This is a genomic window from Pelagerythrobacter sp. Soil_C_18 (genome assembly GCF_057657235.1).
Window position 1 is genome coordinate 491212 of record NZ_JBDGIU010000002.1, and the last position, 26149, is coordinate 517360.

The 26149-nt window shown below is 65.0% G+C and carries 28 protein-coding genes; 13 read left to right on the forward strand and 15 right to left on the reverse strand.

What is annotated here, in order from left to right; genetic code table 11:
• Positions 1 to 21 precede the first annotated feature (21 nt).
• Positions 22 to 315 carry a GIY-YIG nuclease family protein gene (locus AC3A5N_RS08025; RefSeq protein WP_487736780.1) on the reverse strand — a complete coding sequence of 98 codons (294 nt, stop codon included), beginning with the start codon at positions 313 to 315 and terminating at the stop codon, positions 22 to 24.
• Between the two features lie 153 nt (positions 316 to 468).
• Entirely contained in the window at positions 469 to 1998 is a 1530-nt protein-coding gene (gene pgi, locus AC3A5N_RS08030; RefSeq protein ID WP_487736781.1) for a glucose-6-phosphate isomerase, read from the reverse strand.
• Positions 1999 to 2178: 180 nt separating this feature from the next.
• On the opposite strand from pgi, the gene lepB reads away from it, so the two are divergent.
• The 3 genes from lepB to era are packed head-to-tail and all read left to right on the forward strand — an operon-like array spanning position 2179 to position 4570.
• Positions 2179 to 3000 (forward strand): signal peptidase I, encoded by an 822-nt coding sequence (gene lepB / locus AC3A5N_RS08035; RefSeq protein WP_487736824.1) that lies wholly within the window; start codon positions 2179 to 2181, stop codon positions 2998 to 3000.
• Positions 2997 to 3668 (forward strand): ribonuclease III, encoded by a 672-nt coding sequence (gene rnc / locus AC3A5N_RS08040; RefSeq protein ID WP_487736782.1) that lies wholly within the window; start codon positions 2997 to 2999, stop codon positions 3666 to 3668. Before lepB ends, rnc begins: the two co-directional genes overlap by 4 nt.
• On the forward strand, positions 3665 to 4570 hold the full coding sequence (gene era, locus AC3A5N_RS08045; protein WP_487736783.1) for a GTPase Era: 906 nt from the start codon (positions 3665 to 3667) through the stop codon (positions 4568 to 4570). The genes rnc and era overlap by 4 nt, the downstream gene beginning before the upstream one ends.
• A 57-nt stretch (positions 4571 to 4627) precedes the next feature.
• Here the strand turns inward: era and AC3A5N_RS08050 are convergent, their stop codons facing one another.
• The 4 genes from AC3A5N_RS08050 to plsY form a co-directional block, all read right to left on the reverse strand.
• Positions 4628 to 4810 (reverse strand): hypothetical protein, encoded by a 183-nt coding sequence (locus AC3A5N_RS08050; protein WP_487736784.1) that lies wholly within the window; start codon positions 4808 to 4810, stop codon positions 4628 to 4630.
• A gap of 43 nt (positions 4811 to 4853) precedes the next feature.
• Positions 4854 to 7409 (reverse strand): type I DNA topoisomerase, encoded by a 2556-nt coding sequence (gene topA / locus AC3A5N_RS08055; protein ID WP_487736785.1) that lies wholly within the window; start codon positions 7407 to 7409, stop codon positions 4854 to 4856.
• 87 nt (positions 7410 to 7496) lie between these two features.
• Positions 7497 to 8609, reverse strand: coding sequence for a DNA-processing protein DprA (gene dprA, locus AC3A5N_RS08060; protein WP_487736786.1), 1113 nt, complete (start codon positions 8607 to 8609; stop codon positions 7497 to 7499).
• A 22-nt stretch (positions 8610 to 8631) separates the two neighbouring features.
• Positions 8632 to 9255: a glycerol-3-phosphate 1-O-acyltransferase PlsY gene (gene plsY, locus AC3A5N_RS08065; RefSeq protein WP_487736787.1), complete on the reverse strand. Its 624-nt coding sequence runs from the start codon at positions 9253 to 9255 to the stop codon at positions 8632 to 8634.
• Positions 9256 to 9384: 129 nt separating this feature from the next.
• On the opposite strand from plsY, the gene murI reads away from it, so the two are divergent.
• From murI to AC3A5N_RS08080, 3 genes are all read left to right on the forward strand, one after another.
• Positions 9385 to 10179: a glutamate racemase gene (gene murI / locus AC3A5N_RS08070; RefSeq protein WP_487736788.1), complete on the forward strand. Its 795-nt coding sequence runs from the start codon at positions 9385 to 9387 to the stop codon at positions 10177 to 10179.
• 100 nt (positions 10180 to 10279) lie between these two features.
• Positions 10280 to 11500: a 5-aminolevulinate synthase gene (hemA, locus tag AC3A5N_RS08075; RefSeq protein WP_487736789.1), complete on the forward strand. Its 1221-nt coding sequence runs from the start codon at positions 10280 to 10282 to the stop codon at positions 11498 to 11500.
• A 44-nt stretch (positions 11501 to 11544) separates the two neighbouring features.
• Entirely contained in the window at positions 11545 to 12747 is a 1203-nt protein-coding gene (locus AC3A5N_RS08080) for a cell wall hydrolase (protein WP_487736790.1), read from the forward strand.
• Positions 12748 to 12774: 27 nt separating this feature from the next.
• Here the strand turns inward: AC3A5N_RS08080 and AC3A5N_RS08085 are convergent, their stop codons facing one another.
• The 5 genes from AC3A5N_RS08085 to AC3A5N_RS08105 all read right to left on the reverse strand — a co-directional run bounded on the left by AC3A5N_RS08085 (position 12775) and on the right by AC3A5N_RS08105 (position 18266).
• Entirely contained in the window at positions 12775 to 13977 is a 1203-nt protein-coding gene (locus AC3A5N_RS08085; RefSeq protein ID WP_487736791.1) for a type III PLP-dependent enzyme domain-containing protein, read from the reverse strand.
• A 180-nt stretch (positions 13978 to 14157) separates the two neighbouring features.
• Positions 14158 to 14667, reverse strand: coding sequence for a type III secretion system chaperone family protein (locus AC3A5N_RS08090; protein ID WP_487736792.1), 510 nt, complete (start codon positions 14665 to 14667; stop codon positions 14158 to 14160).
• 62 nt (positions 14668 to 14729) lie between these two features.
• Entirely contained in the window at positions 14730 to 15908 is a 1179-nt protein-coding gene (locus AC3A5N_RS08095) for a carboxynorspermidine decarboxylase (RefSeq protein WP_487736793.1), read from the reverse strand.
• A gap of 4 nt (positions 15909 to 15912) precedes the next feature.
• On the reverse strand, positions 15913 to 17052 hold the full coding sequence (locus AC3A5N_RS08100; protein ID WP_487736794.1) for an alpha/beta fold hydrolase: 1140 nt from the start codon (positions 17050 to 17052) through the stop codon (positions 15913 to 15915).
• 2 nt (positions 17053 to 17054) lie between these two features.
• Positions 17055 to 18266, reverse strand: a complete 1212-nt coding sequence (locus AC3A5N_RS08105) for a saccharopine dehydrogenase family protein (protein WP_487736795.1) — start codon at positions 18264 to 18266, stop codon at positions 17055 to 17057.
• Between the two features lie 146 nt (positions 18267 to 18412).
• Between AC3A5N_RS08105 and AC3A5N_RS08110 the strand changes: the two genes are divergently transcribed.
• From AC3A5N_RS08110 to AC3A5N_RS08120, 3 genes are all read left to right on the forward strand, one after another.
• Positions 18413 to 19372 (forward strand): threonine ammonia-lyase, encoded by a 960-nt coding sequence (locus tag AC3A5N_RS08110; RefSeq protein WP_487736796.1) that lies wholly within the window; start codon positions 18413 to 18415, stop codon positions 19370 to 19372.
• A 68-nt stretch (positions 19373 to 19440) separates the two neighbouring features.
• Positions 19441 to 19884, forward strand: a complete 444-nt coding sequence (locus AC3A5N_RS08115) for an MAPEG family protein (protein WP_487736797.1) — start codon at positions 19441 to 19443, stop codon at positions 19882 to 19884.
• Positions 19881 to 20318, forward strand: coding sequence for an MAPEG family protein (locus AC3A5N_RS08120; protein WP_487736798.1), 438 nt, complete (start codon positions 19881 to 19883; stop codon positions 20316 to 20318). The genes AC3A5N_RS08115 and AC3A5N_RS08120 overlap by 4 nt, the downstream gene beginning before the upstream one ends.
• A 36-nt stretch (positions 20319 to 20354) precedes the next feature.
• Here the strand turns inward: AC3A5N_RS08120 and AC3A5N_RS08125 are convergent, their stop codons facing one another.
• Positions 20355 to 21989: a recombinase family protein gene (locus AC3A5N_RS08125; protein ID WP_487736799.1), complete on the reverse strand. Its 1635-nt coding sequence runs from the start codon at positions 21987 to 21989 to the stop codon at positions 20355 to 20357.
• Here AC3A5N_RS08125 and AC3A5N_RS08130 point away from each other — a divergent pair.
• Positions 21988 to 22335: a hypothetical protein gene (locus AC3A5N_RS08130; protein WP_487736825.1), complete on the forward strand. Its 348-nt coding sequence runs from the start codon at positions 21988 to 21990 to the stop codon at positions 22333 to 22335. The genes AC3A5N_RS08125 and AC3A5N_RS08130 overlap by 2 nt on opposite strands.
• Here AC3A5N_RS08130 and AC3A5N_RS08135 read toward each other — a convergent pair.
• The gene (locus AC3A5N_RS08135; protein WP_487736800.1) at positions 22250 to 22609 is read right to left on the reverse strand and encodes a helix-turn-helix transcriptional regulator; all 360 of its coding nucleotides are present in this window, start codon (positions 22607 to 22609) and stop codon (positions 22250 to 22252) included. The genes AC3A5N_RS08130 and AC3A5N_RS08135 overlap by 86 nt on opposite strands.
• 325 nt (positions 22610 to 22934) lie before the next feature.
• Here AC3A5N_RS08135 and AC3A5N_RS08140 point away from each other — a divergent pair, with 325 nt between their 5' ends.
• Positions 22935 to 23282 (forward strand): hypothetical protein, encoded by a 348-nt coding sequence (locus AC3A5N_RS08140; protein WP_487736801.1) that lies wholly within the window; start codon positions 22935 to 22937, stop codon positions 23280 to 23282.
• A gap of 202 nt (positions 23283 to 23484) precedes the next feature.
• Here the strand turns inward: AC3A5N_RS08140 and AC3A5N_RS08145 are convergent, their stop codons facing one another.
• Positions 23485 to 24345: an ImmA/IrrE family metallo-endopeptidase gene (locus AC3A5N_RS08145; RefSeq protein ID WP_487736802.1), complete on the reverse strand. Its 861-nt coding sequence runs from the start codon at positions 24343 to 24345 to the stop codon at positions 23485 to 23487.
• Positions 24346 to 24377: 32 nt separating this feature from the next.
• Positions 24378 to 24692 carry a helix-turn-helix domain-containing protein gene (locus tag AC3A5N_RS08150; RefSeq protein WP_487736803.1) on the reverse strand — a complete coding sequence of 105 codons (315 nt, stop codon included), beginning with the start codon at positions 24690 to 24692 and terminating at the stop codon, positions 24378 to 24380.
• A gap of 133 nt (positions 24693 to 24825) precedes the next feature.
• Here AC3A5N_RS08150 and AC3A5N_RS08155 point away from each other — a divergent pair, with 133 nt between their 5' ends.
• Both AC3A5N_RS08155 and AC3A5N_RS08160 read left to right on the forward strand, forming a co-directional pair.
• The gene (locus AC3A5N_RS08155; RefSeq protein WP_487736804.1) at positions 24826 to 25839 is read left to right on the forward strand and encodes a CBASS cGAMP-activated phospholipase; all 1014 of its coding nucleotides are present in this window, start codon (positions 24826 to 24828) and stop codon (positions 25837 to 25839) included.
• A partial coding sequence (locus tag AC3A5N_RS08160; protein ID WP_487736805.1) for a nucleotidyltransferase family protein occupies positions 25836 to 26149 on the forward strand: 314 nt, incomplete at its 3' end. The genes AC3A5N_RS08155 and AC3A5N_RS08160, both read left to right, overlap by 4 nt.

The following is a 26149-nucleotide window of genomic DNA, read 5'->3' on the forward strand; positions in this document are numbered from 1 at the left end:
CAGCGAAAGCTGGGATCGCTCTCAATCCAATACGATGTCCCATAAATCGTCCCAGCTGGGATTGATCCTTTCAATCGGTTCGACCTTCCACCCTCGCTGCCACGCTTTCAGCGCCTTTTCGCGCGCGATCGCCTCTTCGATCGTGGCATGGTGTTCGATCAGGACGAGCCGATCGAGCCCGTACCGGCGCGCGAATCTTGAGCCTGTCCCCTCCCGATGCTGCGCATGACGCGCCGCGATATCGCTCGTGACGCCAATATAGAGCACGCCGTGGGGCTTATTGGTCAGAATGTAGGTATAACCGCCCCTCTCCACTCGTCCCCCTCCTCCAGCGTCCCGCATACACGCCGGAATCGAGTTCTGCCACGTGCGACCGTCCGACCCGGAGGACAGCGATCCCAGCTTTCGCTGGGATGACGGATATCCTCTACTACGTCATCCCAGCGAAAGCTGGGATCGTTCGCCCCCTCACCCCAGCCCGGCGGCTTCGAGCAGCGCCTGCGTGCTCGCGTCGAAGTCGCCGCCGCCGGCCTCGATGTCCTTGGCCATGCGCTTGCCCAGTTCCACGCCGAACTGGTCGAACGGGTTGATGCCCAGCATGACTGCGTTGGCGAAAGTGCGGTGCTCGTGGAAGGCGATCAGCGCGCCCAGCGCGGCGGAGTCGAGATCGTCGCACAGCATCGTCGCGCTCGGGCGATCGCCGGGGAAATGGCGTGCGGGATCTTCGCCCGCGTCGCCGGCCATCAGCGCGGCGCCTTGTGCGAAGCAGTTGGTCAGCAGGATGCGGTGGTGTGCGGGGTCGAGCGTGTCGCCGGGCGCCACACTGGCGATGAAGTCGATCGGCACCAGGTTGGTCCCCTGGTGGAGCAGCTGGAACACCGCATGCTGCGCATCGGTGCCTACCCCGCCCCAGGTGATCGGCGCGGTCGGGCCCGAGACCGGCCGCTGGTCGGCCGTCACCCGCTTGCCGTTCGATTCCATCTCGAGCTGCTGGAGGTAGTCGGGCAGCAGCGCGAGCCGTTCGTCGTAAGCGAAGACGGCGCGGGTCTGGCAGCCGCGCACGCTGGTGTAGTACTGGTCGGCGAAGGCGGCACGCAGGCACAGGTTGTCGCGTCCGTTCGTATCGCGGAAATGCTCGTCGACCGCCCGCGCGCCGGCGAGCATGGATGCGAACTCCTCCCACCCGACGGCGAGCGCCACCGGGAAGCCGATCGAGGACCACAGCGAATAGCGTCCGCCGACGCTCTCGGGAAACGGCAGGACGCGGGTTTCGTCGACGCCCCATTCGACCGCCTTCTCCGGGCTCGCAGTGAGCGCGACGACCCGGCCGGAGGGATCGGACACGCCGTTCTCGCCCAGCCACTTGAGCGCGCTGGCGGCGTTGGTCATCGTCTCGATCGTGGTGAAAGTCTTGCTTGCCATCGCGATCAGCGTCTTCGCCGGATCGCAGGCGGCGAATGCCTCCTCAAGCGCAAGCCCGTCAATGTTCGAGACGACATGCACGTCGACGAGCGCGAGGTCGCGGGTCAACGCGTCGATCGCCATCGCCGGGCCCAGCGCGCTGCCGCCGATGCCGATGTGGATCAGGTGCTTCACGTCGCCCAGGGCACCCCCGTGGATCGCCTCGACCAGGAGCCGCATGCGCGCGTGGAGCGCCGCGGCCTCTTCCACCGACGCTTCGCTGCCGACGCCGCGCTGGGCCGTGTGCTCGGCCGCGCGGCCTTCGGTGACGTTGATCTTCTCGCCGCCGAGCAGGGCCGCGCGCTGCGCCGCGAAGCCGCGCGCCTCGGCCAGCGCCTCGAAAGCGGCGAGGAGGGCTCCGTCGAGATGGGTCTTCGACCAGTCGAAGAGGATGCCGCCGGCAGTCTCGCCCTCGCCCCATTCGATCCGCTGCGAGAGCTTGGCCACCCGGCCGGGATCGCTTGCAAACAGCTCCTTCAGCGTGCGCTGCGGCACGGCCTCAATCTGCTGCCAGGCTGCGGAAACTGCGTCGGTCATGCGAAAATCCCTTTCCTACATCGTGGGCGCCCGACTAGGGACTGTGGCGATGTTTGCAAGCACTCAACCGAGCCGGAACCGTCCTCTTCAGAAGGTCACGGGCCGCTGTGACCTTTCCCCTCGGAACCGCGGTTTTCCAACGGCGCGAGCGTGTCGCATCTGTCAACACCCGGGCCCGGCATGACCGCCGTGTCCGAAGCCGAAACGCCGAAGCGCGAGGAGCAGAGCGAGACGCTCGGCAGCTTCCTCCTGTTCCTGGCCAAGCTCGCGCTGGTGGTGCTGATCTTCCGCAGCTTTATCTTCTCGCCCTTCTCGATCCCCAGCGAATCGATGCTGCCCCGGCTGATGAACGGCGACTACCTGGTCGCCGCCAAGTGGCCCTACGGCTACAGCGACTACTCGCTGCCCTTTTCCGCTCCGCTGATCCCGGGCCGTCTGTTCGCCGGCCAGCCCGAGCGCGGCGACGTGGTGATCTTCAAGCACCCGATCGACAACACCGACTATATCAAGCGCGTGATCGGCCTACCCGGCGACACCATGGCGATGCGCGGCGGCCAGCTCTTTCTCAACGGCGATCCGGTCGCGAAGCAGCGGATCGAGGACTTCGTGATCCCCGTCTCGCCGAACACCGACTGCGCTTGGGCAGCGGTGCGCGAGGCGGACGGTGAAGGCGGGGAGCAGTGCCGCTACGCCCGCTTCCAGGAGACGCTGCCCTCGGGCCGCAGCTACGACGTCCTCGACTTCGGCCCGACCCCGCAGGACGACTACGGCCCCCTAATCGTGCCCGAGGGAACGATCTTCGTGATGGGCGATAACCGCGACAACTCGCAGGACAGCCGCTTTCCCGCGATGCCGGGCGGCGGCGTCGGGCTCGTTCCGCAGGAGAACCTCGTCGGCCGCGCAAGCGCGATCATGTGGTCGACCGACGGCCGCGCCGAGTGGATCAAGCCCTGGACCTGGTTCACCGCCGCGCGCTGGGGCCGCATCGGGGACGGACTGTGAGCACGCTCGACGGGAAGACCCGCGACTGGCTGGCCGGCGCCGGCTTTTCGGTCGGCGACGAAGCGCTGTGGCGCGAGGCGCTGACCCACGGCAGCACGGGCGATACACGGCACTACCAGCGGCTCGAGTTCCTCGGCGACCGGGTGCTTGGCCTCTCGATCGCCGAATGGCTCTACGGACGTAATGGCGCGGCGGAGGGCGAGCTGGCGCAGCGCCTCAACGCCCTCGTCAGCCGCCAGGCCTGCGCCAGCATCGCCCGCGAGATCGGCGCCCCGGCCCACGTCCGCCTCGGGAAGCAGGCCCGCGACGACGGTGCGGCCGAGAGCGACAACGTCCTCGGCGACGTGATGGAAGCACTGCTCGGCGCCAGCTTCATCGAGAGCGGGTTCGATGCCACGCGCGATCTCGTCCGCAAGCTGTGGAACGACTTGGTCGAGGGGCACGCGGGCCGCTCCAAGCATCCGAAAAGCGCGCTGCAGGAATGGGCGGCGGGCAACCAACGCCGCCCGCCGCAATACGAGCTGATCGACCGCTCAGGCCCCGACCACGCCGCCAGCTTCACCGTGCGGGTCAAGGTGCACAAAGTCGGCGAGGCCGAGGCGACCGCAAGCAGCAAACAGGAGGCCGAAACAGCGGCCGCACACAAGTTCATGGAGATGTACGGGTGACCGACGATACGAATACCCGCTGCGGCCTCGTCGCCGTGATCGGCGCGCCGAACGCGGGCAAGTCCACGCTGGTGAACCAGCTCGTCGGGCAGAAAGTCGCGATCACCAGCGCCAAGGCGCAGACCACGCGCGCGCGCATGCTCGGCATCGCGCTGCACGGGGAGACGCAGATGATCCTGGTCGACACTCCCGGCATCTTCACACCGCGCCGGCGGCTCGACCGCGCAATGGTAAGCGCCGCGTGGGAAGGCGCCGAGGCGGCCGACGCGGTGCTGCTGCTGGTCGATCCGGTCAAGCAGCGGCGGCACGAGCTCGAACCGCTGCTCGAAGCGCTCGCCGCCCGGCCGGAGCGCAAGATCCTGGTGCTCAACAAGGTCGACGTGGCGAAGAAGGAACCGCTCCTCGCACTGGCGCAGGAGCTTGCAGGCAAAGCTGACTTCGCGGAGATCTTCTTCGTCTCCGCCCTCACCGGCGACGGCGTGCCGGAGATGAGAACGGCACTCGCCGAGATGATGCCCGCAGGCCCGTGGATGTACCCCGAGGACCAGGTGTCCGACGCCAGCGAGCGCCTTCTCGCCGCCGAGATCACGCGCGAGCAACTCTACCGCCAGCTCCACGAGGAACTGCCCTACGACAGCGCCGTACGGCCCGAGAGCTACCAGCAGCGCCCCGACGGCAGCCTCGAGATCCACCAGCAGATTGTCGTCGGCCGCGAAAGCCAGCGCGCGATCGTCCTCGGCAAGGGCGGCAGCCGCATCAAGGCAATCGGCGAGGCGGCGCGGATGGAACTCAGCGAAATGCTCGGGGTGAAGGTCCACCTCTTCCTCCACGTGAAGGTGGAGGAGAACTGGGCCGAAAACCGCGAGATCTTCGAGGAAATCGGGCTGGACTGGGGGCGCTGAACGCACGGCTGGTGAAGCACGGTCGACCGAGCGCTACCGCGTCGCCAGCAACTGCCCCTACCGCTTCTTCGCGATCGCGATCTTGTTCTTCTTGGCGAAGTCCTTGACCGATTCCTCGCTGCGGTTGAGCGCCTTGGCGATCGCCTTGAGGCCGTGCCCCTTGGCGGCAAGCGTGCGAAGCTGACCGGCTTCGTCGGCCTTCCATGGCTGCTTGTGGCGCTCGAAGTGCTCCTTCGCCATGCCTATCCCTTTCGGCCCCGGACAGAAGGCGGAACCGCGACACTCACTTCGCAGCCCCCTTCTTCGGTGCGGCCTTCTTCTTCGCGGCAGGCTTCTTCTTCGGCGCCGCCTTTCGCCCGCCCTTCTTCTTAGCCGGGCCCTTTGCCGCCCGGGCATCGATGAGTTCGATGGCCTGCGCTTCGGTGACGTCCTCGGGCTTCACGTCCTTCGGGATCGTCGCATTGGTCGTGCCGTCGGTGACGTAGGGGCCATAGCGGCCCGGCATGACCTTGATCTCGCCGCCGCTGGTCGGGTGAGCGCCGAGGGTCTTGATCGGCTCCGCCTTGGCACGCGTGCCGCCCTTGCGGTTGCCGGCTTCGGCGAGCGCCGCGACGGCCGCATTCATGCCGGTTTCGAACACGTCGCGGGTCGAAGACAGCTTCGCGTACTTGCCGTCATGGCGCAGGTACGGACCGTAACGCCCGATATTCGCTTCGATGTCCTGCCCCGTTTCGGGATGTGTTCCCACGATGCGGGGCAGTTCGAGCAGCTTGATCGCCCATTCGAGGTCGAAGTCCGGCAGGTCCTTGGGAATGCTCGCGCGCTTGGCGTCCTTGCCCTCGCCCATCTGGACGTAGGGGCCGAAGCGACCAGTCTTACGGTGGATGTCCTCGCCCGTTTCGGGATGCTTGCCGAGCACGCCGTCGTCGGCCGCGGCTTCCCCGTCGTCACCCGGCTGCGCGAAGCGGCGGGTGAACTTGCACTCGGGATAGTTGGCGCAGGCGACGAACGCACCATAGCGCCCGCCGCGCAGCGCGAGCCGGCCGCCGGAGCGTCCCTCTGCCTCGCACAGGGGGCAGGTGCGCGGGTCCTTGCCGTCGGCGCGCGGCGGAAAGAGGTAGTCGGACAGGAAATCGTCGAGCGCCTCGGTCACTTCCGAAGGCTTGCGCTCCATCACTTCTTCGGTCTTCGGTTTGAAGTCGCGCCAGAACTGGGTGAGCAGCGCCTTCCATTCCTCGCGCCCGCCCGAGACCTCGTCGAGTTCGTCCTCCATCCCGGCGGTGAAATCGTAGGCGACGTAGCGTTCGAAGAAGCGCTCCAGAAACGCGGTCAGGAGCCGGCCCGATTCCTCTGCAAAGAAACGGTTTTTCTCCATCCGCACATATTCGCGGTCGCGCAACGTCTGGATCGTCGATGCATATGTCGACGGCCGGCCGATGCCGAGCTCCTCGAGCCGCTTGACCAGCGACGCCTCGGAGAAGCGGGGCGGCGGTTGCGTGAAGTGCTGGTTGGCGTTGACGCCCTTCTTCACCGGGCTGTCACCCTTGTGCATGACAGGCAGCAGACCCTCGTCGTCTTCGCTGTCCTTGTCGTCGAAGCCTTCCTGGTAGACCGCGAAGAAGCCCGGAAACTTCACCACCTGCCCGGTCGCGCGCAGTTCGTTCTTGCCGGTCCCGTCTCGCAGGGTAACAGTCGTGCGCTCCAGCCGCGCGGCGGCCATCTGGCTGGCCATCGCGCGCTTGAAGATCAGATCGTAGAGCTTGCCCTCGTCCCCCGACGCCGCGCGGTCGCGCGAGAAATCGGTCGGGCGGATCGCCTCGTGCGCTTCCTGAGCATTCTTTGCCTTGGTGCTGTAATGGCGTGGTTTTTCCGGGATGTAGTGCCCGTCGTAGCGATCCGCGATCGCCTTGCGCGCGGCGCTGATCGCGCTACCGTCCATCTGCACGCCGTCGGTCCGCATGTAGGTAATCGCGCCGGCTTCGTAGAGCGACTGCGCAAGCCGCATGGTATGGCTGGCGGAAAAGCCGAGCTTGCGCGCGGCTTCCTGCTGCAGCGTCGAGGTGGTGAACGGCGGCGCCGGATTGCGCGTGAGCGGCTTGGTCTCGATCTCCTCGATCGTGAAGCGGCCCTGCTCGACCGCGGCCCTCGCGGCCATCGCGCTGCCCTCGTCGCCGAGCGTCAGCTTGTCGAGCTTCTTGCCATCGTATTTGACGAGGCGCGCGTCGAATTCGGTGCCGTCCTGCTCCAGCTTCGCAACGACGGACCAGTACTCCTGCGCGCGGAAGGCCTCGATTTCCCGCTCGCGGTCAACGATCAGCCGCAGCGCGACCGACTGCACGCGGCCCGCGCTCTTGGCTCCCGGCAGGCGGCGCCAGAGTACCGGCGAGAGCGTGAAGCCGTAGAGATAGTCGAGCGCGCGCCGCGCGAGGTAGGCATCGACGAGATCGTTATCGAGATCGCGCGGATGCGCCATCGCCTCGGTCACCGCCGGTTTGGTGATCGCGTTGAAGGTGACCCGGTCGACCTTCGCCGGCAGCGCCTTGCGCTTGGCCAGAAGCTCGCGCACGTGCCACGAAATCGCCTCTCCTTCGCGGTCGGGGTCGGTCGCGAGCACGAGCCGGTCGGCCTTCTTCGCCGCATCGGCGATTTCCTTGAAGCGGCTCTGCTTGTCGCGATAAAGTTCCCAATCCATCGCGAAGTCCTCGTCCGGCCGCACGCTGCCATCCTTGGGCGGCAGGTCGCGGACGTGACCGTAGGAGGCGAGGACCTTGAAGTCCTTGCCCAGGTATTTCTCGATGGTCTTCGCCTTGGCCGGCGATTCGACGATAACAAGCTGCATGGAGTTGGAGACGGTCCCTTACGTGTGTACGTGCGCGAGGGTGGGGACGGCGGCTCGCCCCCGTCAAGTGAGATTGTGGGCGGTGCGCTAGCCGGCCAGCGAGACCCGCCCGCCCGCGTGTCGCTGCAAACGACCGGCGATTTCAAGTTCCAGCAGGGCCATCTGCACGGCTGACGAGCCGGCGCCCGATTGGCGGATCAGTTCGTCTACCGGTACCGGAGCGGTCGTCAGCAGGCCGGAGATGTCGGCCGGTTCGGCATGGTCCAGTTCGTCGGGCGCGTAGTCGTATCCCCGAGCGGCTTCGCGGAAGGTGGAGCGCGGGGTGCCGTCGAAGCCGCTGAGCAGCTCGATCGCGTCCTCCGGCGCCTGAACCAGGACCGCGCCGTCGCGAATCAACTGATTGCACCCTTGCGAGCGTCTATCGAGCGGGCTGCCCGGGATCGCCATGACCTCGCGCCCAGCCTCCCCCGCAAGGCGCGCGGTGATCAGCGAGCCGGACTTGGGCGCCGCTTCCACCACCAGCGTTCCTGCTGCGAGCCCTGCGATGATTCGGTTGCGGCTCGGGAAGTGGCTGCCGCGGGGTTCGGTGCCCGGCGGCTGCTCGGCAAGGAGCAGGCCTGTGCTCGCGATGTCATCCTGCAGCTCGGCGTGCTGGGGCGGATAGGCGATGTCGATGCCGCTTGCGATCACGCCAACCGTCGCGGGCAGCGCGCCTCGGTGGGCGGCGCCGTCGATGCCACGGGCGAGACCGGAAACGACGACGAACCCCGCCTCCGCCAAGGCCGCGGCGAAGTCGCGCGCCAGCTTGACCGCCGCGGCCGAGGCATTGCGCGCGCCGACCATGGCGACGCAGGGCCGTGCGGCCAGGGCAAGGTCACCCCGGAAGGTCAGGATCGGCGGCGCGCTTTCGATCTCCACCAGAAGCGGCGGATAACCGGGCTGGTCGTGGAACAGGTACCGCGCACCGGCGGCACGCACCGCTTCCACTTCACGCTCGATCCGCTCGATCGGCGCGGCGCGATAGTCGCGCCCGCCGCGCCGGCCGAGATGGGGCAGCGCCTCGAGCGCAGCTTCGGCACTGCCGTATCGCTGAAGCAGATGGGCGTATGAGACCGGCCCGATGTTGGGCGACCGCAGCAGCCGGATACGCGCGAATGCCTCCTGCTGTGAGAGGGGGGCGGCTTCCCTCACGCGCGACATCCCGGTGGAATGGAAAACCGGCTCACTCCTTCGAACCGACCTTCGGCTCGGTGCCGTTCGCCAGACGCTTGAGGTTCTCGCGGTGGAGCCAGATCACGATCAGCGCGATCAGCACCAGCGCAGGGACGTAGGCCGTGTGACCGAACACCGCGGCGACGATGACCGCGGCCACGACTGCGCTCATCCCCGCGAGCGAGCTGATCCGGCTCAGCCCCAGAACCCCGAGCCAGACGAGGGCGTAGGCAAGCCCGATCGGCCAGGCGAGGCCGAAGCTGACGCCGGCGTTGGTCGCAACGCCCTTCCCCCCCTTGAACCCGAGCCAGACGGGGAAGCAGTGGCCGAGCACGGCAAACACCGCAGCAACGGGTGCCGGACCTAAGGCAGCGCCGGGCATCTCGCTCGGCCCGGTGAGCAGGTGCGCGGCGAGCAGCACCGCCACGAGCCCCTTGGCGAGGTCGAGCAGCAGGGTGGCCGCAGCGACCGCCTTGTTGCCGGTGCGCAGCACGTTGGTCGCGCCGATATTGCCGCTGCCGATCTTGCGCACGTCGCCCAACCCGGCGAGCCGCGCGAGGATCAGCCCGAACGGGATTGAGCCGCACAAGTAGCCGAGCAGCGCGGCAAGCAAGGTATCGGTGGTCACGTCCATGGCAGCGCCCCTCCCTTTCAGCAGCAGATAACCGTTCGCCCCGAGCTTGTCGAAGGGCCGTTCTCTCTTCTACGGCGCTAGAAGAAAAAGCGGGGCTTCGACAAGCGCAGCCCGAACGGAAATGGTTCCTTGGACGATTCATCCCCCATCCTGCTGTTCGATTCCGGCGTTGGCGGACTCAGCGTGCTCGCGGAGATGCGCAAGACGCTGCCTGGCGTGCCCGTGATCTATGCGGCGGATCTCGCGGGCCTGCCTTATGGCACCAAGAGCGAGGCCGATGTCGCGGCGCGCGTCTGCGGGTTGCTCGGGCGGATGGCGGAGCGCTGGAATCCGCGGCTGATCTGCATCGCCTGCAACACCGCGAGTACGATCGCGCTCGGCATGGTGCGCGAGGTGCTGGAGATCCCGATCGTCGGTACGGTACCCGCGATCAAACCCGCGGCGAGCGCGACACGCAGCGGCACGATCGGGCTGCTCGGCACGGCGGCGACGATCCGCCAGGCCTATGTCGATAATCTCGAATCGCAGTTCGCTGACGGGAAGACGCTGCTGCGCCACGCCGCACCCGGTCTGGTCGAGGCGGCGGAGGCCAAGCTGCGGGGGCGTGCGGTCACCCCCGCCGCGATCGACGAGGCCGTGGCGGGGCTTAGCATGCAGCCCGGCGGGGGCGAGATCGACACCGTCGTGCTCGCCTGCACCCATTTCCCTCTTTTGCGGGCGGAGTTGGGAGAAGCGTTCGGTGCGGAGGTGAAATTCATCGACGGCGCCCAGGGCATCGCGCGCCGGATCGCACACCTCGTTGCGGGGCAGCCAATCGCGCGGAGAAAGCCGGATCGCGCCGTGACCACAGGACCGCTCGACGAATTCGAGCCGCTTGCCCAGGCATTTCGCGCCTGCGGGATCGAGCGTCTGGAGAAGTTCTAGCTGCGAATCGCTCGCAAAGATCGCGGTGGAAATACGGGCGCGGGCGGCCTAAATGCCGGCCCGGAACGGCCGGGACCGGACGGCGAGGCGCGAGCGTGCGATGAATTACAATCAGATCTTCGATCAGGCGATCGACCGCCTGCACTCTGAAGGCCGCTACCGCGTCTTCATCGATATCATGCGTAACAAGGGCACGTTCCCCAACGCACGCTGCTTCGCCGGGCACAATGGGCCGAAGCCAATCACCGTCTGGTGCTCGAACGACTACCTTTCGATGGGCCAGCACCCGAAAGTCATCGCCGCGATGGAAGAGGCGCTGCACGACGTCGGCGCCGGATCCGGCGGCACGCGCAACATCGGCGGCAACACGCACTTTCACGTCCAGCTGGAACGCGAGCTGGCCGACCTGCACGGCAAGGACGGCGCGCTGCTGTTCACCAGCGGCTACGTCTCCAACGACGCGACGCTCTCCACCCTGGCCAAGCTGCTGCCGGGCTGCGTAATCTTCTCCGACGAGCTCAACCATGCGAGCATGATCGCCGGCATTCGCAACTCGGGCTGCGAGAAGCGCGTGTTCCGGCACAACGATCTCGAGCATCTGGAAGAGCTGCTCGCCGCCGAAGCGCCCGAGACGCCCAAGCTGGTCGCGTTCGAGAGCGTCTACTCGATGGACGCCGACATCGCCCCGATCCACGCGATCTGCGACCTTGCCGAGAAATACAACGCGCTGACCTATATCGACGAGGTCCACGCCGTCGGCATGTACGGCCAGCGCGGCGGCGGGATTTCGGAGCGTGACGAGGCCGCGCACCGGATCGACATCATCGAAGGCACGCTGGGCAAGGCGTTCGGCGTCATGGGCGGCTATATCGCGGCCGACACGCGCGTGATCGACTGCATCCGCAGCTATGCGCCCGGGTTCATCTTCACGACTTCGCTCAGCCCCGTTCTCGTGGCCGGCGTGCTCGCGGCCGTGCGGCACCTCAAGGAATCGAACGAGGAGCGTGAGGCGCAGCAGCGCAACGCCGCGCTGCTCAAGGCGAAGTTCGCCGCTGCCGGCCTGCCGGTCATGCCGAGCCAGACGCATATCGTGCCGCTCATGGTCGGCGATCCTGTGCGCGCGAAGAAGATCAGCGACATCCTGCTCGCGGAATACGGCGCCTATGTGCAGCCGATCAATTTCCCGACCGTGCCGCGCGGCACCGAGCGGCTGCGCTTCACCCCCGGCCCCACGCATACCGAAGCGATGATGGACGATCTGGCCACCGCACTGGTAGAGATCTGGGACCGGCTCGAGCTGGAACTCGCGCAGGCAGCCTGAGCGCTGCCGCTGGTCACCGCCGCCTGTGACGCTAGATAGCGGCAATGGACGACAGCCGATCCAGGCAGTTGCGCGAGAACGCGCCTCTCTACGCGGTCTCCGCTATTCTCGCGCTCGCCTTCGCAGCGCTGGCCGCGTTCGGCGCAGTCGATCGGCCTGTCGCTCCGCTGGTTCCCTCGACCATATCGGCCCCGCTCGATGCCCTGCCCGCAAGTGCCGAGGACGAGGGCACGATCCTCTCCACGCTCCCTGCCGAGGATGCGCGCACGCGCAACGCCGCGGCTCCCTTTGCCGACATCGATCCGGTGGCCGCCCGCCCGTTCGTCTTTCGCGGCAGCTCCGCAGACCGCGTGCGGGCGCGCAACTGTCTCGCGCTCGCCGCGATGGCCGAGGCCGGTGCCGGCGAAGCGGACCAGCGCGCGGTGATGCAGGTGATCCTCAACCGCGTGCGCCATCCGGCGTTCGCCGGCACGGTCTGCGGCGTGGTCTTCCAGGGCTCGGAGCGGCCCACGGGGTGCCAATTCACCTTCACCTGCGACGGCTCGCTCGCGCGCAGCTATTCCGAGACCTTATGGCGTGCGGCGCGGCAGCGGGCGGAGGAGGCGCTGGGCGGTTACGTCCACGCGCGGGTCGGTACGGCGACCCACTATCACGCCGACTACGTCTATCCCGCCTGGAGCGGCGAGCTGGACAAGATCGCGGCGGTCGGCCCCCACCTGTTCTTCCGGTGGCGCGGATGGTGGGGGAGCAGCGCGGCGATGTCGGCGCGTTACACCGGCGGCGAACCCGACCCGCTAAGGCTGCGCAAAGCGGCACAGGAGGTCGATCGGCCAGTGGACCTTCTCCTCCCCCGGCTTGCCGACCAGGGTACGGCGGTTCGTACGATCACCGCATCGCGCGGTGCCGTGTCGGAGGAGACTCCGATCGAGGCAGCCGACGCACCGGACGTGTCTCCGGGCGTCCTCGCGCCCGGCGTTCATTTCGTGCTCGTCGCACGCGGCGATTCCCCGCAGACGCTCGTGGAGCGCGCCCGCGCCCTGTGCCCGGGTGACGCCTATTGTCAGGTCTACGGTTGGGACGAAGCCGCGGCGATTCCGGCCGAATTGCCGCTGACCGGCGAAGCCCGCCGCGCGCTACGCTTCAGTTTCCTGCCGGCGCGGAACGGCAATGCCGAGGCGATCTATTTCGACTGCCGGATCTTCGCCTCCCCGCCCGTGGGCGCCTGCCTTCCCCGCGCGAGGCCGTAGCCGGTCGCGCGGAGACAGGGGGCCTGCTCAGCGCAGGCTCACCACGTTGTCGGTCACCGGGCGCTCGCGGTCGCCGCGGTAGAGGCTAGCCATCGGCTCGTCGCCGACCACGATCTGCTGCGCATTGCCGAAGCCGTTGAAGCCGGTCTTCATCGCCGCGCCGTAGGCACCGAGCATGCCGATCTCGATATAATCGCCCGCCTGGATGTCACCGGGAAGCATGAAGGGGCCCTTCATGTAATCGGCATCGTCGCAGGTCGGCCCGTAGAAGGCGAACTCCTGCGGCGGATCGCGCAGATCGTCCTCCAGCGCCGAGACCGGGAAGCGCCAGTCGACATGCGCCGCATCGAACAGCGCGCCGTAGGCTCCGTCATTGATGTAGAGTTCGTCCCCGCGGCGCTTCTCAACCCGCACGACGACCGAGGAATACTCGGCGCAGAGCGCGCGGCCGGGCTCGCACCACAGCTCGGCGTTATAGGCGATCGGCAGGTTTTCGAAGTGGCGGTGGATGACTTCGAAATAGTCCTCCAGCGGCGGAGGCTCCATGTCCGGATAGACCGAGGGGAAGCCGCCGCCGACATCGACCACGTCGATCACCACGCTCGCCTCGGCCACCGCGGCGCGTACGCGCTCCAGCGCCTGGACATAGGCGAACGGCGTCATCGCCTGGCTCCCGACGTGGAAGCACACACCCAGCCAGTCGCAATGCTGGCGGGTCGCCTGCAGCAGCGGCGCAGCGTCGACCAGATCGACGCCGAACTTCGACGCAAGGCTGAGCTCGGAATAGTCGGATGAGACGCGCAGGCGCACCAGCAACCGCAGGTCGGCAGCGGGCGTGCCATCCTCCGCGGTAGTCGCCTCGACGATCTTGGCCAGCTCCTCGATCGTGTCGAGGCTGAAGGTCTTCACGCCGTGTGCGAAGTAAGCCTCGCGAATCGCGCGCGGCGTCTTCACCGGATGCATGAAGCACAGCGTCGCCTGCGGCAGCATGGCGCGCACCAGGCGCACTTCCGCGATCGAAGCGACGTCGAAATGCGTCACGCCGCCATTCCACAGGACCTGCAGCAGGTCGGGCGAAGGATTCGCCTTCACCGCATAGAGCGACTTGCCCGGGAACTTCTCGACGAAGAAACGCGCTGCGCGCTCCGCAGCGTGCGGGCGATTGATGATAACCGGCTCGTCCGGCGCGAGTGCCCGAACTACAGACCGGGCGTCAGGATGGATGTGCAACTCAAGGGACCCCCAAACGGTTAAGTTCGAACGAGGCTGCCTTGCGGTTAGGAAGTCCCCTTGGGGCAGCGGGGTGCGCCTATAAGCTTCGCAGCGTGAACCGCAAGTGAAAACTCGCGCTTTACCCCGCAACCGGAGAGGGGACGAAGCGGGGGTGCGGCGGGACGATCCGTGCCCGGATCATTCCTCGAGAAGCGCATCCACCACGCTGGGCGTCAGCGAAAGGAGGACGTTCACGTTCTCGCGCAGGTTGGCCATGGTGATTCCGTGGTCGAGCACGACGTAGCGGGTGACGCCGATCGTGCCGTTCGCCGGGTCACGCCAGGTATTGACGGCGGCCTGCGACAGGTTGGCGCGCGCAAGGCCTTCGGCGTCGACGCTCTCGTCCGGATCGAACCGGACCTGCATCATCACGCCCTGGCACCCACGGATGCCGTTGGCGTTGCAGGCGGTTCCGATGAGGATGTAATTGGTCTCCTCCGCATCGGTCGCGGAGAGGCTGACCTCGCCGAATTTCCCCTGTTCGCTGACGGTATGGCCGAGCGATTTGACGATCGCCTTGAGATCGTCGAGGTCCACCGACTTCACTAGACGCTCCGCCGAATAGCCCTGCGCCCGTGCCGCCGGCGCAGCCGCCGCATTCCCGCCGGCGAGCACGACGGCAGCGACCAGTAGGTGGACTTTTCGCATCGGCATTCCCCCAAACGTCTTGCGGCGATCCTTCCACGGACCGTCCGCCCCGCCAAGCCCCGCTAACTCAACCGGTCGCGAAAATCTTCGTAGTCAAAGCTCTTCACCCGTTCGAGCGCGTCGGTGTCACTGTCCCAGAGCCAGATCGAGGGCAGCTGGACGCCGTTGAAGGTGTTGGTCTTCACCATCGAATAGTGCGCCTGGTCGAGGAAGGCGATTCGCTGGCCGGGTTCGCACGGCACCGGCAGGTGGTAGTCGCCGATTACGTCGCCCGCGAGGCACGACGGCCCGCCGAGGCGGACGGGATCGCCCTCGCCCGCAGCCTCCTCGTGCAGCATCGCGGGCCGGTAGGGCGCCTCGATCACGTCGGGCATGTGGCAGGTGGCGGAGATATCGGTCACCGCGAGCGGCATTCCGTTCCACATCGAGTCGAGGATAGTTCCGACGAGCATCCCGGCATCGAGCGCCACGGCTTCGCCCGGCTCGAGGTAGATCTCAGCTCCGGTGTCCTCCTTCGCATCGCGCAGGAACTCCACCAGTTCCTCGCGCTGATAGTCGGCGCGGGTGATGTGGTGCCCGCCGCCCATGTTGATCCACTTGAGCTGGCCGAACCACGGCTCGATCGCGTCGAACACCTTGTCCCACGTCCGCCGGAGCGGCTCGAAATCCTGCTCGCACAAGTTGTGGAAGTGGATGCCGTCGACCTGCTCCATGATCTCGGGCGTGAGCTGGTCGATCGGGAAGCCGAGCCGCGAGCCGGGCGACGAGGGATCGTAGCGCGGCACTTCGCCACAAGGACACAGCGGATTGATCCGCAGCCCGACGTCGAAGTCCTGACCCGAGGCGCGCGCATGATCGAGGATCAGCGCCGCACGCTCGAGCTGGCCGGGCGAGTTGAAGATCACGTGATCGGAAAGGCGACAGACTTCCTCCAGCTCGCCGGGCTTGTAGGCGGCCGAGTAGGTGGCGATCTCCCCGTCGTAGAACTCGCTGGCCAACCGCGCTTCCCACAGGCCCGAGGTACACACGCCGTCGAGATATTCGCCGATCACCGGCGCAACGCTCCACATCGAGAACGCCTTGAGCGCGGCCAGCACCTTGATGTCCGCCGCATCGCGAATGTCAGCAAGCACCTGAAGATTGGCGCGCAGCTTCGCAGTGTCGACAACGAAGGCGGGGCTATCGACGCGATCGAGGTCGAAATGGGCGAAAGCGCCCGGATCGCCAGCTTTGGTTTCCATCGGCTCAGGAACCTCCCGGATCAATATTCGCGGACGCGTGCTGCGCATCCTTGGCGAGCGGTACCACCTCGCGCAACAGCGCGGCGAGGAACAGACCGGGTTCCTCGAACATCGGCATGTGCGCCGAATGCTCGAACCAGACCAGCTCCTTGGAAGGCGCCTCGACCTCTTCAAGCCACTCGGCCGCGACCGGCGAAGGCACGGTATAGTCGTGCCGCCCGAGAAGGAACACCAGCGGCACCTCGACCCGCTCGACGTCCGCGAAGCTGACATCGGCGAGACGAGGCCAGAGCGTCGTCACCGTGAAGGCGCTGCCCTCGCCCCAGGCCTTGCGATCAGCGGGGCTGTAAAGCGGCGACAGGCGCGGCTGATGGAAATAGAGCGTCTCCGCGGGCGGACGGTTGTACAGCAGCGAGCCGTACGGCATCGCGTACTTGCGCCAGCCGTCGGCCTGCTCGATCGTAAACGGGCCCGCCGCGGGATAGGGCGCGAGAGCATCGATCGCGGCGACCGCTTCCTCGTCCCCGGCAGCAAGCGCCCTGGCCCGCGTCCAGGCCATGCCGGCCTTCTCGCTTTCGCGGAAGTCGATGCCCTGCCCCACGCCGACATAGGCGTGGAGCAAGTCCGGCCGCTCCAGTGCGACCGCCAGCCCGACGAACGAGCCCCAGCTGTGCCCCATCAGCACGACCTTGCGCTCGCCGTAACGCTCCTGCAGCAACTCGATCAGTTCGATCGCATCGTCCCGGTACCGCTCCAGCGTCATCGTCGGGGCGAGCGTCCCGGGAGAGTTCAGCGGATAGGACCGTCCGGCGCCGCGCTGGTCGTAATGGACGACGGTGAAGAAGTCCTCCCACGGACGCTGGAAGGTCCAGGCGAAAGGCATCTCCACCGCGCCGGGTCCGCCGTGGACGAAGATCAGGATCGGATTGTCGCGGTCCGTGCCGCGGACGTTCACGACCTGCCGCGCGCCGCCGAGCGTGGCGACGAAGGTCTCTTGGACACCATCCGGCGTCACGATCCGGTTCATGTCCGCGATGATCTCGCGCGCCGGAGCGTAGGGGTCGCTCGGCGTCTCGGCCGCCGAGGCGGGGTGGCAAAGCGTCGCCGTCAGCGCCGCAGCAGCTGTCAGGACAGGCCTCAGCACCGTCAGAAGTCCACCGGCCCGTCGAGCTCCTTCACATTCCACGGCAGTCCGTGATCGTTCAGCATGTCCATGAACGGATCGGGGTCGAACTGCTCCATGTTGAAGACGCCCTCCCCCTTCCACTTGCCCAGCAGCACCATGGCGCTGCCGATCATCGCAGGGACGCCGGTGGTGTAACTGACCGCCTGGTTGCCCGTTTCCTCGTAGGCATCCTCGTGGTCGCAGATATTGTTGATGTAGAACGTCTTCTCGCCCGATCCGTCGAGCGCCTCGCCGGTCGCGATCACGCCGATGTTGGTCTTGCCCTTGGTCGTTTCGCCCAGCGTCTCGGGCTTGGGCAGCACCGCGGCGAGGAACTGGAGCGGGATGATGTCCTTGCCCTGGTAACGGATCGGCTCGATCGAGGTCATGCCGACGTTCTGCAGCACCGTCAGGTGCGTGATGTACTGGTCGCCGAAAGTCATCCAGAACCGCGCGCGCTCCAGTTCGGGGACGAACTTCGCGAGGCTTTCCAGTTCCTCGTGGTACATCATGTACATATTCTTGCGGCCGACGCTCTCGAAGTTGAACTCGACCTTTTCGCCCAGCGCGGGGGTCTCGATGAACTTGCCTTTCTCCCAATGGCGCGCCGGCGCAGTGATCTCACGGATGTTGATCTCTGGATTGAAGTTGGTCGCGAAATGCTGGCCGTGATCACCGCCGTTGCAATCGAGGATGTCAAGCTGGCGGATGGTCTTCAGCTTGTGCTTCTTTAGCCACATGGTGAAGACGCTGGTCACACCCGGATCGAAGCCGCTACCGAGCAGCGCCATGATCCCGGCTTCCTTGAACCGATCGTGGTAGGCCCACTGCCACTTGTATTCGAACTTCGCCTCGTCCTTCGGCTCGTAGTTCGCGGTGTCGAGGTAGTCGACGCCGGCCTCAAGGCAGGCGTCCATGATCGGCAGGTCCTGATAGGGAAGCGCGAGATTGACCACGAGGCTGGGCCCGACCTTCTTGATCAGGTTGACCATGGCCGGGACTTCCTCGGCATCGATCTCGTAGGTCGCCACCTCCTGCCCCGTGCGCTGCTTGACCGATTCGGCGATCGCGTCGCACTTGGCTTTCGTGCGGCTCGCAAGGTGGATCTGGCTGAAGACGTCGGGATTCATCGCCATCTTGTGCACGCAGACCGAGCTGACTCCGCCTGCACCGATTACCAGCACTTTCGACATAATTGCTCCAATCCTACTGCTGATGAGCCTCCGCAAGGGCGGAGGCCTCGGGCGCCTGGTCGTCCACTGACCGCCTGAGGTCCCCGCGTCCGCGGGGACTCACGAATAACGACGGCTCACATAGGGAAATGCGCTAGCAGGGCAACATGATCCAGGAGACGATTCGAAAGCCGACCCGCGAAGGCGTGCTGCGCGCCGCCGCGAAGATCGCGGAGATCCTGCCGCCCACCCCGCTGCTGTCGGTGGAGATCGGCGGCACGCGGCTCTGGGCCAAGGCCGAGGTGCTGCAGCCTGTCGGCGCGTTCAAGATCCGCGGCGCATGGCATCGCCTGAGCGATCTGACCGACGAGGAGCGCGCGCGCGGCGTGGTGGCAGTCTCGAGCGGCAACCATGCGCAGGGCGTCGCATGGGCAGCCCGGCGGCTCGGCATTGCTGCGACGATCATCATGCCGCGCGATGCGCCGAAGGTGAAGCTGGAAGCGACCCGCGCACTCGGTGCCGAGATCGTGCTCTACAACCGGCCCGGCGAGGACCGCGACGAATTCGCCGCGCGCGAGGTAGAGCGACGCGGAGCAGTGCTGGTCCATGCCTTCGCCGATCCATGGGTGATCGAGGGCCAAGGCAGCGCCGGCATCGAGATCACGCAACAACTTGGCCGGGAGCCGTCCTGTCTGGTCGCGCCCTGCGGTGGCGGTGGCCTCAGCGCGGGACTGGCGCTCGCCTGCCCTTCGTCGCAAGTCGTTCCGGTGGAGCCGGTTGGCTGGGACATGGTCGGACAGAGCCTTGCCGCGGGCGAGATCGTCCACGCCGCGCCCGATGCGCCGAAGACCATCTGCGACGCTCTGCAGCCAACCGCGACGAAGCCGATCAACCTCGCCGTATTACAGGGCCGCAGCGAGCCGGGTGTCGCGGTGACAGACGAGGAAGTGCGCGCCGCGCAGCGCTTCGCCTTCGCTCGCCTCAAGCTGGTGGTCGAACCCGGCGGTGCGGCGGCGCTCGCGGCCGCGCTCGCGGGAAAGGTACCGGTCGATCAGAATACAGTGATCCTGCTGACCGGCGGGAACTGTGATCCGGATAACTTCGCCGCGACGATCGCGAGCGACTGATTCTCGCGGTTTGACTTCTGCCTTCCATCAACGCAGTTTCACGGCGGGTCTCAGGAGGGGGAGTTTCCATGCAGGCTGACATTCTCGCACCGGCCGCCGTCCTGGTGGCATGGACATTGGTCATGTTCGTCTGGATGGCAGCCACACGGCTGCCGGCGCTTTCGAAAATCGGCGGGATGGCCAACGCCAGACCCGGCGGCCGCGGTCAGGATCTGGAAGGCGTGATCGACGACCGGATTAACTGGAAGGCGCACAACTACGCCCACCTGCACGAACAGCCGACGCTCTTCTACGCCGTGATCGTCATCCTTGCGATCATGGGCCCGCATGCGCACGATCTGCTGTTCGCCTGGGCCTATGTCGCGATCCGCGTGATCCATTCGCTCTGGCAAGCGACAGTCAACAAGGTGAACGTGCGCTTCCTGCTGTTCATCCTCTCGGCGGCGTGCCTTGCGGTGCTGACGGTCAGTGCGCTGCTGCGCACGCTCTTTGATGTGGGAGCCGCCGCATGATCGGAATGGCTATTCTGCAGCCACTCGTCGCCTTGATGGCGTGGACCATGGTCATGTGGCTGTGGATGTACCTGACGCGCATTCCCGCAATGAGTCGCGCCAAGATCGATCCTGACGCGATGGCGCGCGATCCCGAGGCTTCGCTCGACCGCGCGCTTCCGCAGCAAGTGCAGTGGAAAGCGCACAACTACAACCACCTGCACGAAGCGCCGACGGTGTTCTACGCCGTCGGCCTTGTGCTTGCGATCATCGGCCAGGGTGACGGAATGAACGCGCTGCTGGCGTGGATCTACGTCGGTCTGCGAGTGATCCATTCGGTGGTGCAAGCGACCGCGAACAAGGTGATGGTGCGTTTCGTGCTGTTCGCCATGTCAAGCCTCGTGCTGATCGCGCTGATCCTCGACGCGGCAATGGCGGTATTCGAGTTCGTCTGACGCGCCGAGTCCCAGCTCACAACCACAACAACCCGGTCACCCCAGCGAACCCGAGGCCACCGATGTTATAACTCGGCTGGCATCAGTGTTCGGGTTGTCATTGACGAAGTCCAGAATGCCGATGAGCGAGCCGTGGAGCGTCGCATGAACCTCGCCCCGCTTCTCGCCCGGATGCAGCACTATCTTGCCGGCCAGCGAGCGGATGTCGCTTGATGCATCGAGCCGGGTGTCAGGGTCGTCGAACGTTTTAGTGAGCCGCGCGACCTTGCGCTTGTAGATCTCGGCAATGCCGGGATGCACATCGGGGATGTCGGCCGGTGCTTCGGCTAAACGCGCGGTGATCTCGGCCTTCTCCCGCTCCAGCTCGGCCATACGTGCCTTCATGACCGGCTGATACATACCGTCCTCGATTGCTTCCATGATGCCAGCAACTGCACGCTCGATCTTGGCAAGCGCCCGAGTGTCGGCATCTGCCTGCACGCGCCGCTCGCGGTTCTCCTGGTTGATATGCACGGCATAGGCGGCAACGGCCGCCTCGATCTTGTCTGCCGAAACCAACTTGTCGGCGATGCCCGCGAGCGCCCGCCGTTCAAGCTCGGCCCGCTTGATCGTCCGGCTGTTGGTGCACGAGCCCTTGCGATGCCGTCCAACGCAACCGTAGCGGTCATCAACGACGATGGCACAAGTTCCGCCGCACACGCCGCATTCCAGCAGCCCGGAGAGCAGATAAGCCGGACGCCGCGTGTTGTGCAGCGCACGGCTCTGTGCCGCTTGCTTGACGCTGGCATAACGCTCCGCAATCCTCTGCTGCTCGCGCTTGACCGCCTGCCATAGCTCGTCACTGACAATCCGCAGATGCGGCACTTCGCTGCGGACCCATTCGGATTCCGGGTTGAGACGGGTCACGGTCTTGCCGGTGGCCGGGTCCTTCACCGCATGCCGGTGATTCCAGACGCGAACCCCGACATAGAGCTCGTTGTTGAGAATGCCCGTGCCGCGGCGAACATCGCCGCGGATGCTGGTGTCACGCCACGCCTTTCCCGTAGGTCCGACAATGCCATCGGCATTGAGATCGCGCGCTATCGCGCGCGGGCTCTTGCCGGCGGCGAACTCGCGGAACACACGATTGACGACCAGCGCCTGCGCCTGATCGATCTCGCGCTCGCCTCGCACCAGCTCGCCTTCGCTGCTCAGGCGGCGGATCATCCGGTAGCCATAGCCGACCGCGCCAGCCGAAAAGCCCTTCTCCACGCGCCCGCGTTGGCCGCGATGGGTCTTCTTCGCCAGATCCTTCAGGAACAGCGCATTCATCGTCCCCTTGAGCCCGACATGCAGTTCGCTGATCTCGCCTTCGGAAAGTGTGACCAGCGGCACGCGTGCGAACTGCAGGTGCTTGTAGAGGGTCGCGACATCGGCCTGATCGCGCGAGACACGGTCGAGCGCTTCCGCCAGAACGATGTCGAGCTTGCCTGCCTGCGCGTCGGCAAGCAGTGCCTGAACGCCGGAACGCAGGATCATGCTCGCGCCGGAGATAGCTGCGTCTTCGTAAGTGCCCACGACTTGCCAGCCCTCTCGCTCCGCTCGCTCGCGGCAAAGGCTTAGCTGATCGGCGATCGACGCAGCATTCTGCTGGTCGGAGGAATAGCGGGCATAGAGCGCGGCGCGGAGCATGATCTATCCTTCGATGATGGTGTGCGATCTCGGCGAAGGACAGTTTTGCGCGCGAATGACCCAGCGTCAACGGCGGAACAAATCGAGACTATCGCTCGCCCGCGCCATTGTCATTCGCGGCATCGCGGCCGCGGATATGCTCCCGCGCAATGTGCCGGCCAATCGCCTCGGCAATGCGCGTCAGCGCGGCGTCGACTGCAGGGGGTTCGGAGGCAGGATCGTTGTCGTTTGCAGCGTGCGCGATCCAACCTCGCCGCGCATCATCCTTGGCCACGATCAACCGGGCCGTCTGCGGGATTGTCGTTTTCGGGACGGTAGCCGGCAGGATCCGCGATCCAGCGGTTGATCGCGGACTCATGCCATCCAACACCGTGGATGCCGATCTTCACCTGGGGCGGAAAGGTCCCTTCGGTGATCTTGCGGTAGATGGTCGTTCGCGACAGTCCGGTGCGATCGAGAACGGTTCGGAGGCGGATGATCCTTTCGGGTTTGGGCATAGAGCAGTTCCATCGTTTGGCAGGTGGCGAGGCTCCCCTGCACCGACAGTTGGCTGTCACGTCATGAGGCGCAAGAGTGCCGGAAATCGGAGCTTGCGCACCCGTGCGGCTGCCTGCGTTCATTGGCGTTCGGCTGCGTCCAACAGGGTGCTCGGTGCGGCGGAGAAAAATATTCCCGTGCCGTCCCGATTGAGGTTGGGCGGTATTTGCTGATCGCAAAAAAGGCCAGTTCCTTGCCGATTCAGGGGCTGCGAGATGGTCTGATGATTCGCGCGTCGATGCCCCGCCCGCGGCGGGCGCGGTGATTGCCTCAACTATGGCCGAGCTTAATCAACACCTTGAGGGCCGCCGCCGTGTTCACCTCGGCCCCTCAGGCGCACTTCCCACTTGTTGGATACGACCTGTCGGCTATCCTGCCGTTCGAACAAATATCCAGTGAGGCTTTCTCATGCGCACCGGACTTTTCCTCGCAACGTTTGGCGCCGGCGTTCTGGCGTTGTCTTCCTCACCCGCAGCCGCTCAGACCACGGTAGCTGCGCAAGAAACGCGGAACTGCACGTTCCAGTCGCTGTCGGCAGCGGAGAAGTCCCGTTACCAGTCTCGTTATCGCCGCCGCGTTCGCCTCGATGGGCAGGCTTACGCCGATCAATGGCTTCGCGAACAAGTGTGCATGACGGCCGAAGAGCGCAAGGCGCTTCGTCCGCCCTCCAAAGGGAAAAACTGCCGCGCTGTTTCGCGTCCCGTTACCAGCATGGATGGCTCGATGACCGTCGGCATCGGGCGACAGTGCGACTGAATTTGATCGACAAGTCAGGAAGCGGCTGGGTCTCGACATTGCTGTGTTCCCACGCGAACCCCGAACCGACATCCGGTATTGTCGCCGGGGGACTGGCGGGAGAGTCAAAAGCCGCCCTTCGTTCATCCGAGCAGACTGGGCCGCACGAACGACCGCTTCGTTGGACACTCCGGAACGGCGGCTTCGGAATCGCAGTTAGCGATTAGCGGCCATAGGCGAAGCGGGGCGTCCAACGCTCTTCGAGTTGCGCGTCCTCATCCTCGTCTTCAGTAGGATCCGCAGGCAGATTCTCGCTGCTAAGAACCGTCAGGGTGTAGCCATATCCGCCAAGTCCAAGGACTTCTTCGTCAAGTTCGATATCGCGTGGGCCATCAAACCATACGGACAAATCGGTCTGTTCTGTTGATCGACGGCCAAGGCGCACGTTTTCTGGCGTAGCATTGAAGTGGCTCGTCGCACTGGCCGGTAGGGGATCACCCTTTCGTAAGAAAGTCAGACGCCCCAAGCTCTTGAAAGTGTCAGACATGAAAGCGTAAGCAATCTCTTGGCGCTTGCTGACGATAACTGCGACTGGATACGGGCAGCATTCGGCCGAGCGAATTGCTGCTGCCGTGATCGAGGCTTTAGCTACGCCCGCAAGCTGAACAATTCCATCAAGACCGATCTGATTTTCGCCAAGAAAATTTCGAGTCAGCCGCGAAGGCATGAGCAACCCGCTCGCGAAATGGTCGGCCTCCAACTCGATCGACGTGTTCTGCGTAAAGGAAGCCCGCGAGAGGTGCATACCACCAGCCTTGGCAATTTCTTCAGGATGGCCCGGCAAGAACCAATGCCCAAGTTCGTGTGCGATGGAAAAATTCTCGAAGCCCTCGTTTTGAAGCTCCGTCGAATAAATGATCATCGCAGAGTCGCCCGCTAAGATGATCGCACCCGACACGCCAGTGACTTCCGGCGGTTTCGCTTCGACGGATATATCCCTGCTCTCGGCAATCTTTCTCGGGCACACCGGAAAGCTCTCGAAGCCAAAGTCCGAAGCGATCTTCTGGCCTAAGCGGGTTGCCATCTTGAGCCGAAAACCCGCCACGCCAACTGCCCTTACTGCTTCTTACTGGTCATCGAGTCGATCATGCCTTGGATGATATCCCGATCCCGTGCGGACAACTTGTCTTCATGCCGAAACGCAGTTGTCGGCGCGGACGAACCGAGCAGGTAATCTGCTGATATGCTGAGCGCCTTAGCAAGAGAGCGGACATTATCGAAGGACGGCTTACGCCTTCCTGCTTCGAAGTGCGCTATTGCGCTAGGCTGAAGGCCAGCGAGCCGCGCAAGGTCCGACTGGGTTAGCTCACGGTTTTCACGTTGCTTTTTCAGCCGAGCAGCGAACGTTGGTGGCAAGCTTGACTCATTCATGACGGAAGCGTATAGTTGCTCATATGTTAATCGTCATGCCCTCCGGGGCCTTTTTTTGGCAAAGGCCTATTACAGAACGTCACGTTCTATATGACGGGTCGGATCGTGGGTCAAGCGCGTTGGAGGCGGACTGATGGATACTAGCGATAAGCCACCAGATGCACCAGCCTTCCGTATCCTGAGCATCGACGGGGGCGGCATAAAGGGCGTGCTCCCTGCCTCATTCCTTGCCACGCTGGAAGAACAACTAGATCGCCCAGTCGGGCAATATTTCGATTTAATTGCAGGTACGTCCACCGGCGGAATTATCGCCATCGGCCTCGCTATGGGGATCCCAGCGAAAGACCTGCTCACGCTCTACACCGAACGCGGTCCTAGGATTTTTGGTCAGGCAGAACACGGCTTTAAGGGCCGATTGGCTGACTGCTGGCGCAGCTTCAAGCATACATTCACGGCCAAGCACGACGCGGACCTACTTCGCGAAGAACTTGAAGCAGTGCTTGAGGATCGACGAATTGGTGACGCCCAAACCCGGCTGCTTATTCCCGCGTGGGATGCCGATCACCGGAGCGTATATATCTACAAGACCGCCCATCATGAGCGCCTAAAGCACGATTATCGACTGCCAGCAGTTGACGCGGCGATGGCGACGGCGGCAGCTCCAACTTACTACAGGAGGCACCGGACCGCCGAACAGGTCGGCCTGTTAGATGGCGGCATTTGGGCCAACAACCCGATTGCGTTAGCGGTGGTTGAAGCAATCACCTTGCTGGGCTGGCCTTCGGATCGTCTGCAGGTGCTGAGCCTCGGCTGTGGAAGCGAAACATATATGCTGGGCGAAGCACCCGGTTGGGGGTCACTCGCGTGGGACGCCACTAGGCTGTTTTTCGACGGGCAATCCCACGGCGCTAATGGCATGGCCAAGTTGCTGACCGGTCACGAACACGCCCGAGATGCAATCTACCGGTACTGCCCTGCCGTTCCGAAGGACTTCTTCAAGCTCGATGATACTCGCCGAGCGAGTCAGCTGTCTGGAATGGGGGCCTCGGCAGCGAGGAAAGCCCGTCCGAAGCTTGATCCTGTCTTTTTCACCCAGCCTATCGAACCGTTTGAGCCGGTATATTCTCTGGAAGGCGATGTCCAATGAACAAGATGTCAAACCAGTTCGCGCTTCCATATGAAGCTGCCAAGAAGGGCGAAGTCTTCGGGATATTGGAGGCGATATGCCAAGAACTGGAACCCACGAAGACACAGCTGGAAGCTGTCACCACAAGCTACAATGCTGTCGGGAAATGGCTCGCAGAATCGTCTAATCCGGTGCTCGCCGGTTCATCAATCTACGCCCACGGTTCGACCGCCCTAGGAACCACAGTGCGGCCAATTGGGCAGAACGAGTTCGACGCCGACCTAATCCAGCACGTGCTCAACTTCACTGCCGACCAATCCCCAGCCGAACT

Bases quoted from the DNA above. Each gene is read 5' to 3' on its own strand.
- pgi (WP_487736781.1), bottom strand. From the start codon at position 1,998: ATGACCGACGCAGTTTCCGCAGCCTGGCAGCAGATTGAGGCCGTGCCG.
- lepB (WP_487736824.1), top strand. From the start codon at position 2,179: ATGACCGCCGTGTCCGAAGCCGAAACGCCGAAGCGCGAGGAGCAGAGC.
- AC3A5N_RS08050 (WP_487736784.1), bottom strand. From the start codon at position 4,810: ATGGCGAAGGAGCACTTCGAGCGCCACAAGCAGCCATGGAAGGCCGAC.
- topA (WP_487736785.1), bottom strand. From the start codon at position 7,409: ATGCAGCTTGTTATCGTCGAATCGCCGGCCAAGGCGAAGACCATCGAG.
- dprA (WP_487736786.1), bottom strand. From the start codon at position 8,609: ATGTCGCGCGTGAGGGAAGCCGCCCCCCTCTCACAGCAGGAGGCATTC.
- plsY (WP_487736787.1), bottom strand. From the start codon at position 9,255: ATGGACGTGACCACCGATACCTTGCTTGCCGCGCTGCTCGGCTACTTG.
- hemA (WP_487736789.1), top strand. From the start codon at position 10,280: ATGAATTACAATCAGATCTTCGATCAGGCGATCGACCGCCTGCACTCT.
- AC3A5N_RS08080 (WP_487736790.1), top strand. From the start codon at position 11,545: ATGGACGACAGCCGATCCAGGCAGTTGCGCGAGAACGCGCCTCTCTAC.
- AC3A5N_RS08090 (WP_487736792.1), bottom strand. From the start codon at position 14,667: ATGCGAAAAGTCCACCTACTGGTCGCTGCCGTCGTGCTCGCCGGCGGG.
- AC3A5N_RS08095 (WP_487736793.1), bottom strand. From the start codon at position 15,908: ATGGAAACCAAAGCTGGCGATCCGGGCGCTTTCGCCCATTTCGACCTC.
- AC3A5N_RS08105 (WP_487736795.1), bottom strand. From the start codon at position 18,266: ATGTCGAAAGTGCTGGTAATCGGTGCAGGCGGAGTCAGCTCGGTCTGC.
- AC3A5N_RS08110 (WP_487736796.1), top strand. From the start codon at position 18,413: ATGATCCAGGAGACGATTCGAAAGCCGACCCGCGAAGGCGTGCTGCGC.
- AC3A5N_RS08115 (WP_487736797.1), top strand. From the start codon at position 19,441: ATGCAGGCTGACATTCTCGCACCGGCCGCCGTCCTGGTGGCATGGACA.
- AC3A5N_RS08120 (WP_487736798.1), top strand. From the start codon at position 19,881: ATGATCGGAATGGCTATTCTGCAGCCACTCGTCGCCTTGATGGCGTGG.
- AC3A5N_RS08130 (WP_487736825.1), top strand. From the start codon at position 21,988: ATGATCTATCCTTCGATGATGGTGTGCGATCTCGGCGAAGGACAGTTT.
- AC3A5N_RS08125 (WP_487736799.1), bottom strand. From the start codon at position 21,989: ATGCTCCGCGCCGCGCTCTATGCCCGCTATTCCTCCGACCAGCAGAAT.
- AC3A5N_RS08135 (WP_487736800.1), bottom strand. From the start codon at position 22,609: ATGAACGCAGGCAGCCGCACGGGTGCGCAAGCTCCGATTTCCGGCACT.
- AC3A5N_RS08140 (WP_487736801.1), top strand. From the start codon at position 22,935: ATGCGCACCGGACTTTTCCTCGCAACGTTTGGCGCCGGCGTTCTGGCG.
- AC3A5N_RS08145 (WP_487736802.1), bottom strand. From the start codon at position 24,345: ATGGCAACCCGCTTAGGCCAGAAGATCGCTTCGGACTTTGGCTTCGAG.
- AC3A5N_RS08150 (WP_487736803.1), bottom strand. From the start codon at position 24,692: ATGAATGAGTCAAGCTTGCCACCAACGTTCGCTGCTCGGCTGAAAAAG.
- AC3A5N_RS08155 (WP_487736804.1), top strand. From the start codon at position 24,826: ATGGATACTAGCGATAAGCCACCAGATGCACCAGCCTTCCGTATCCTG.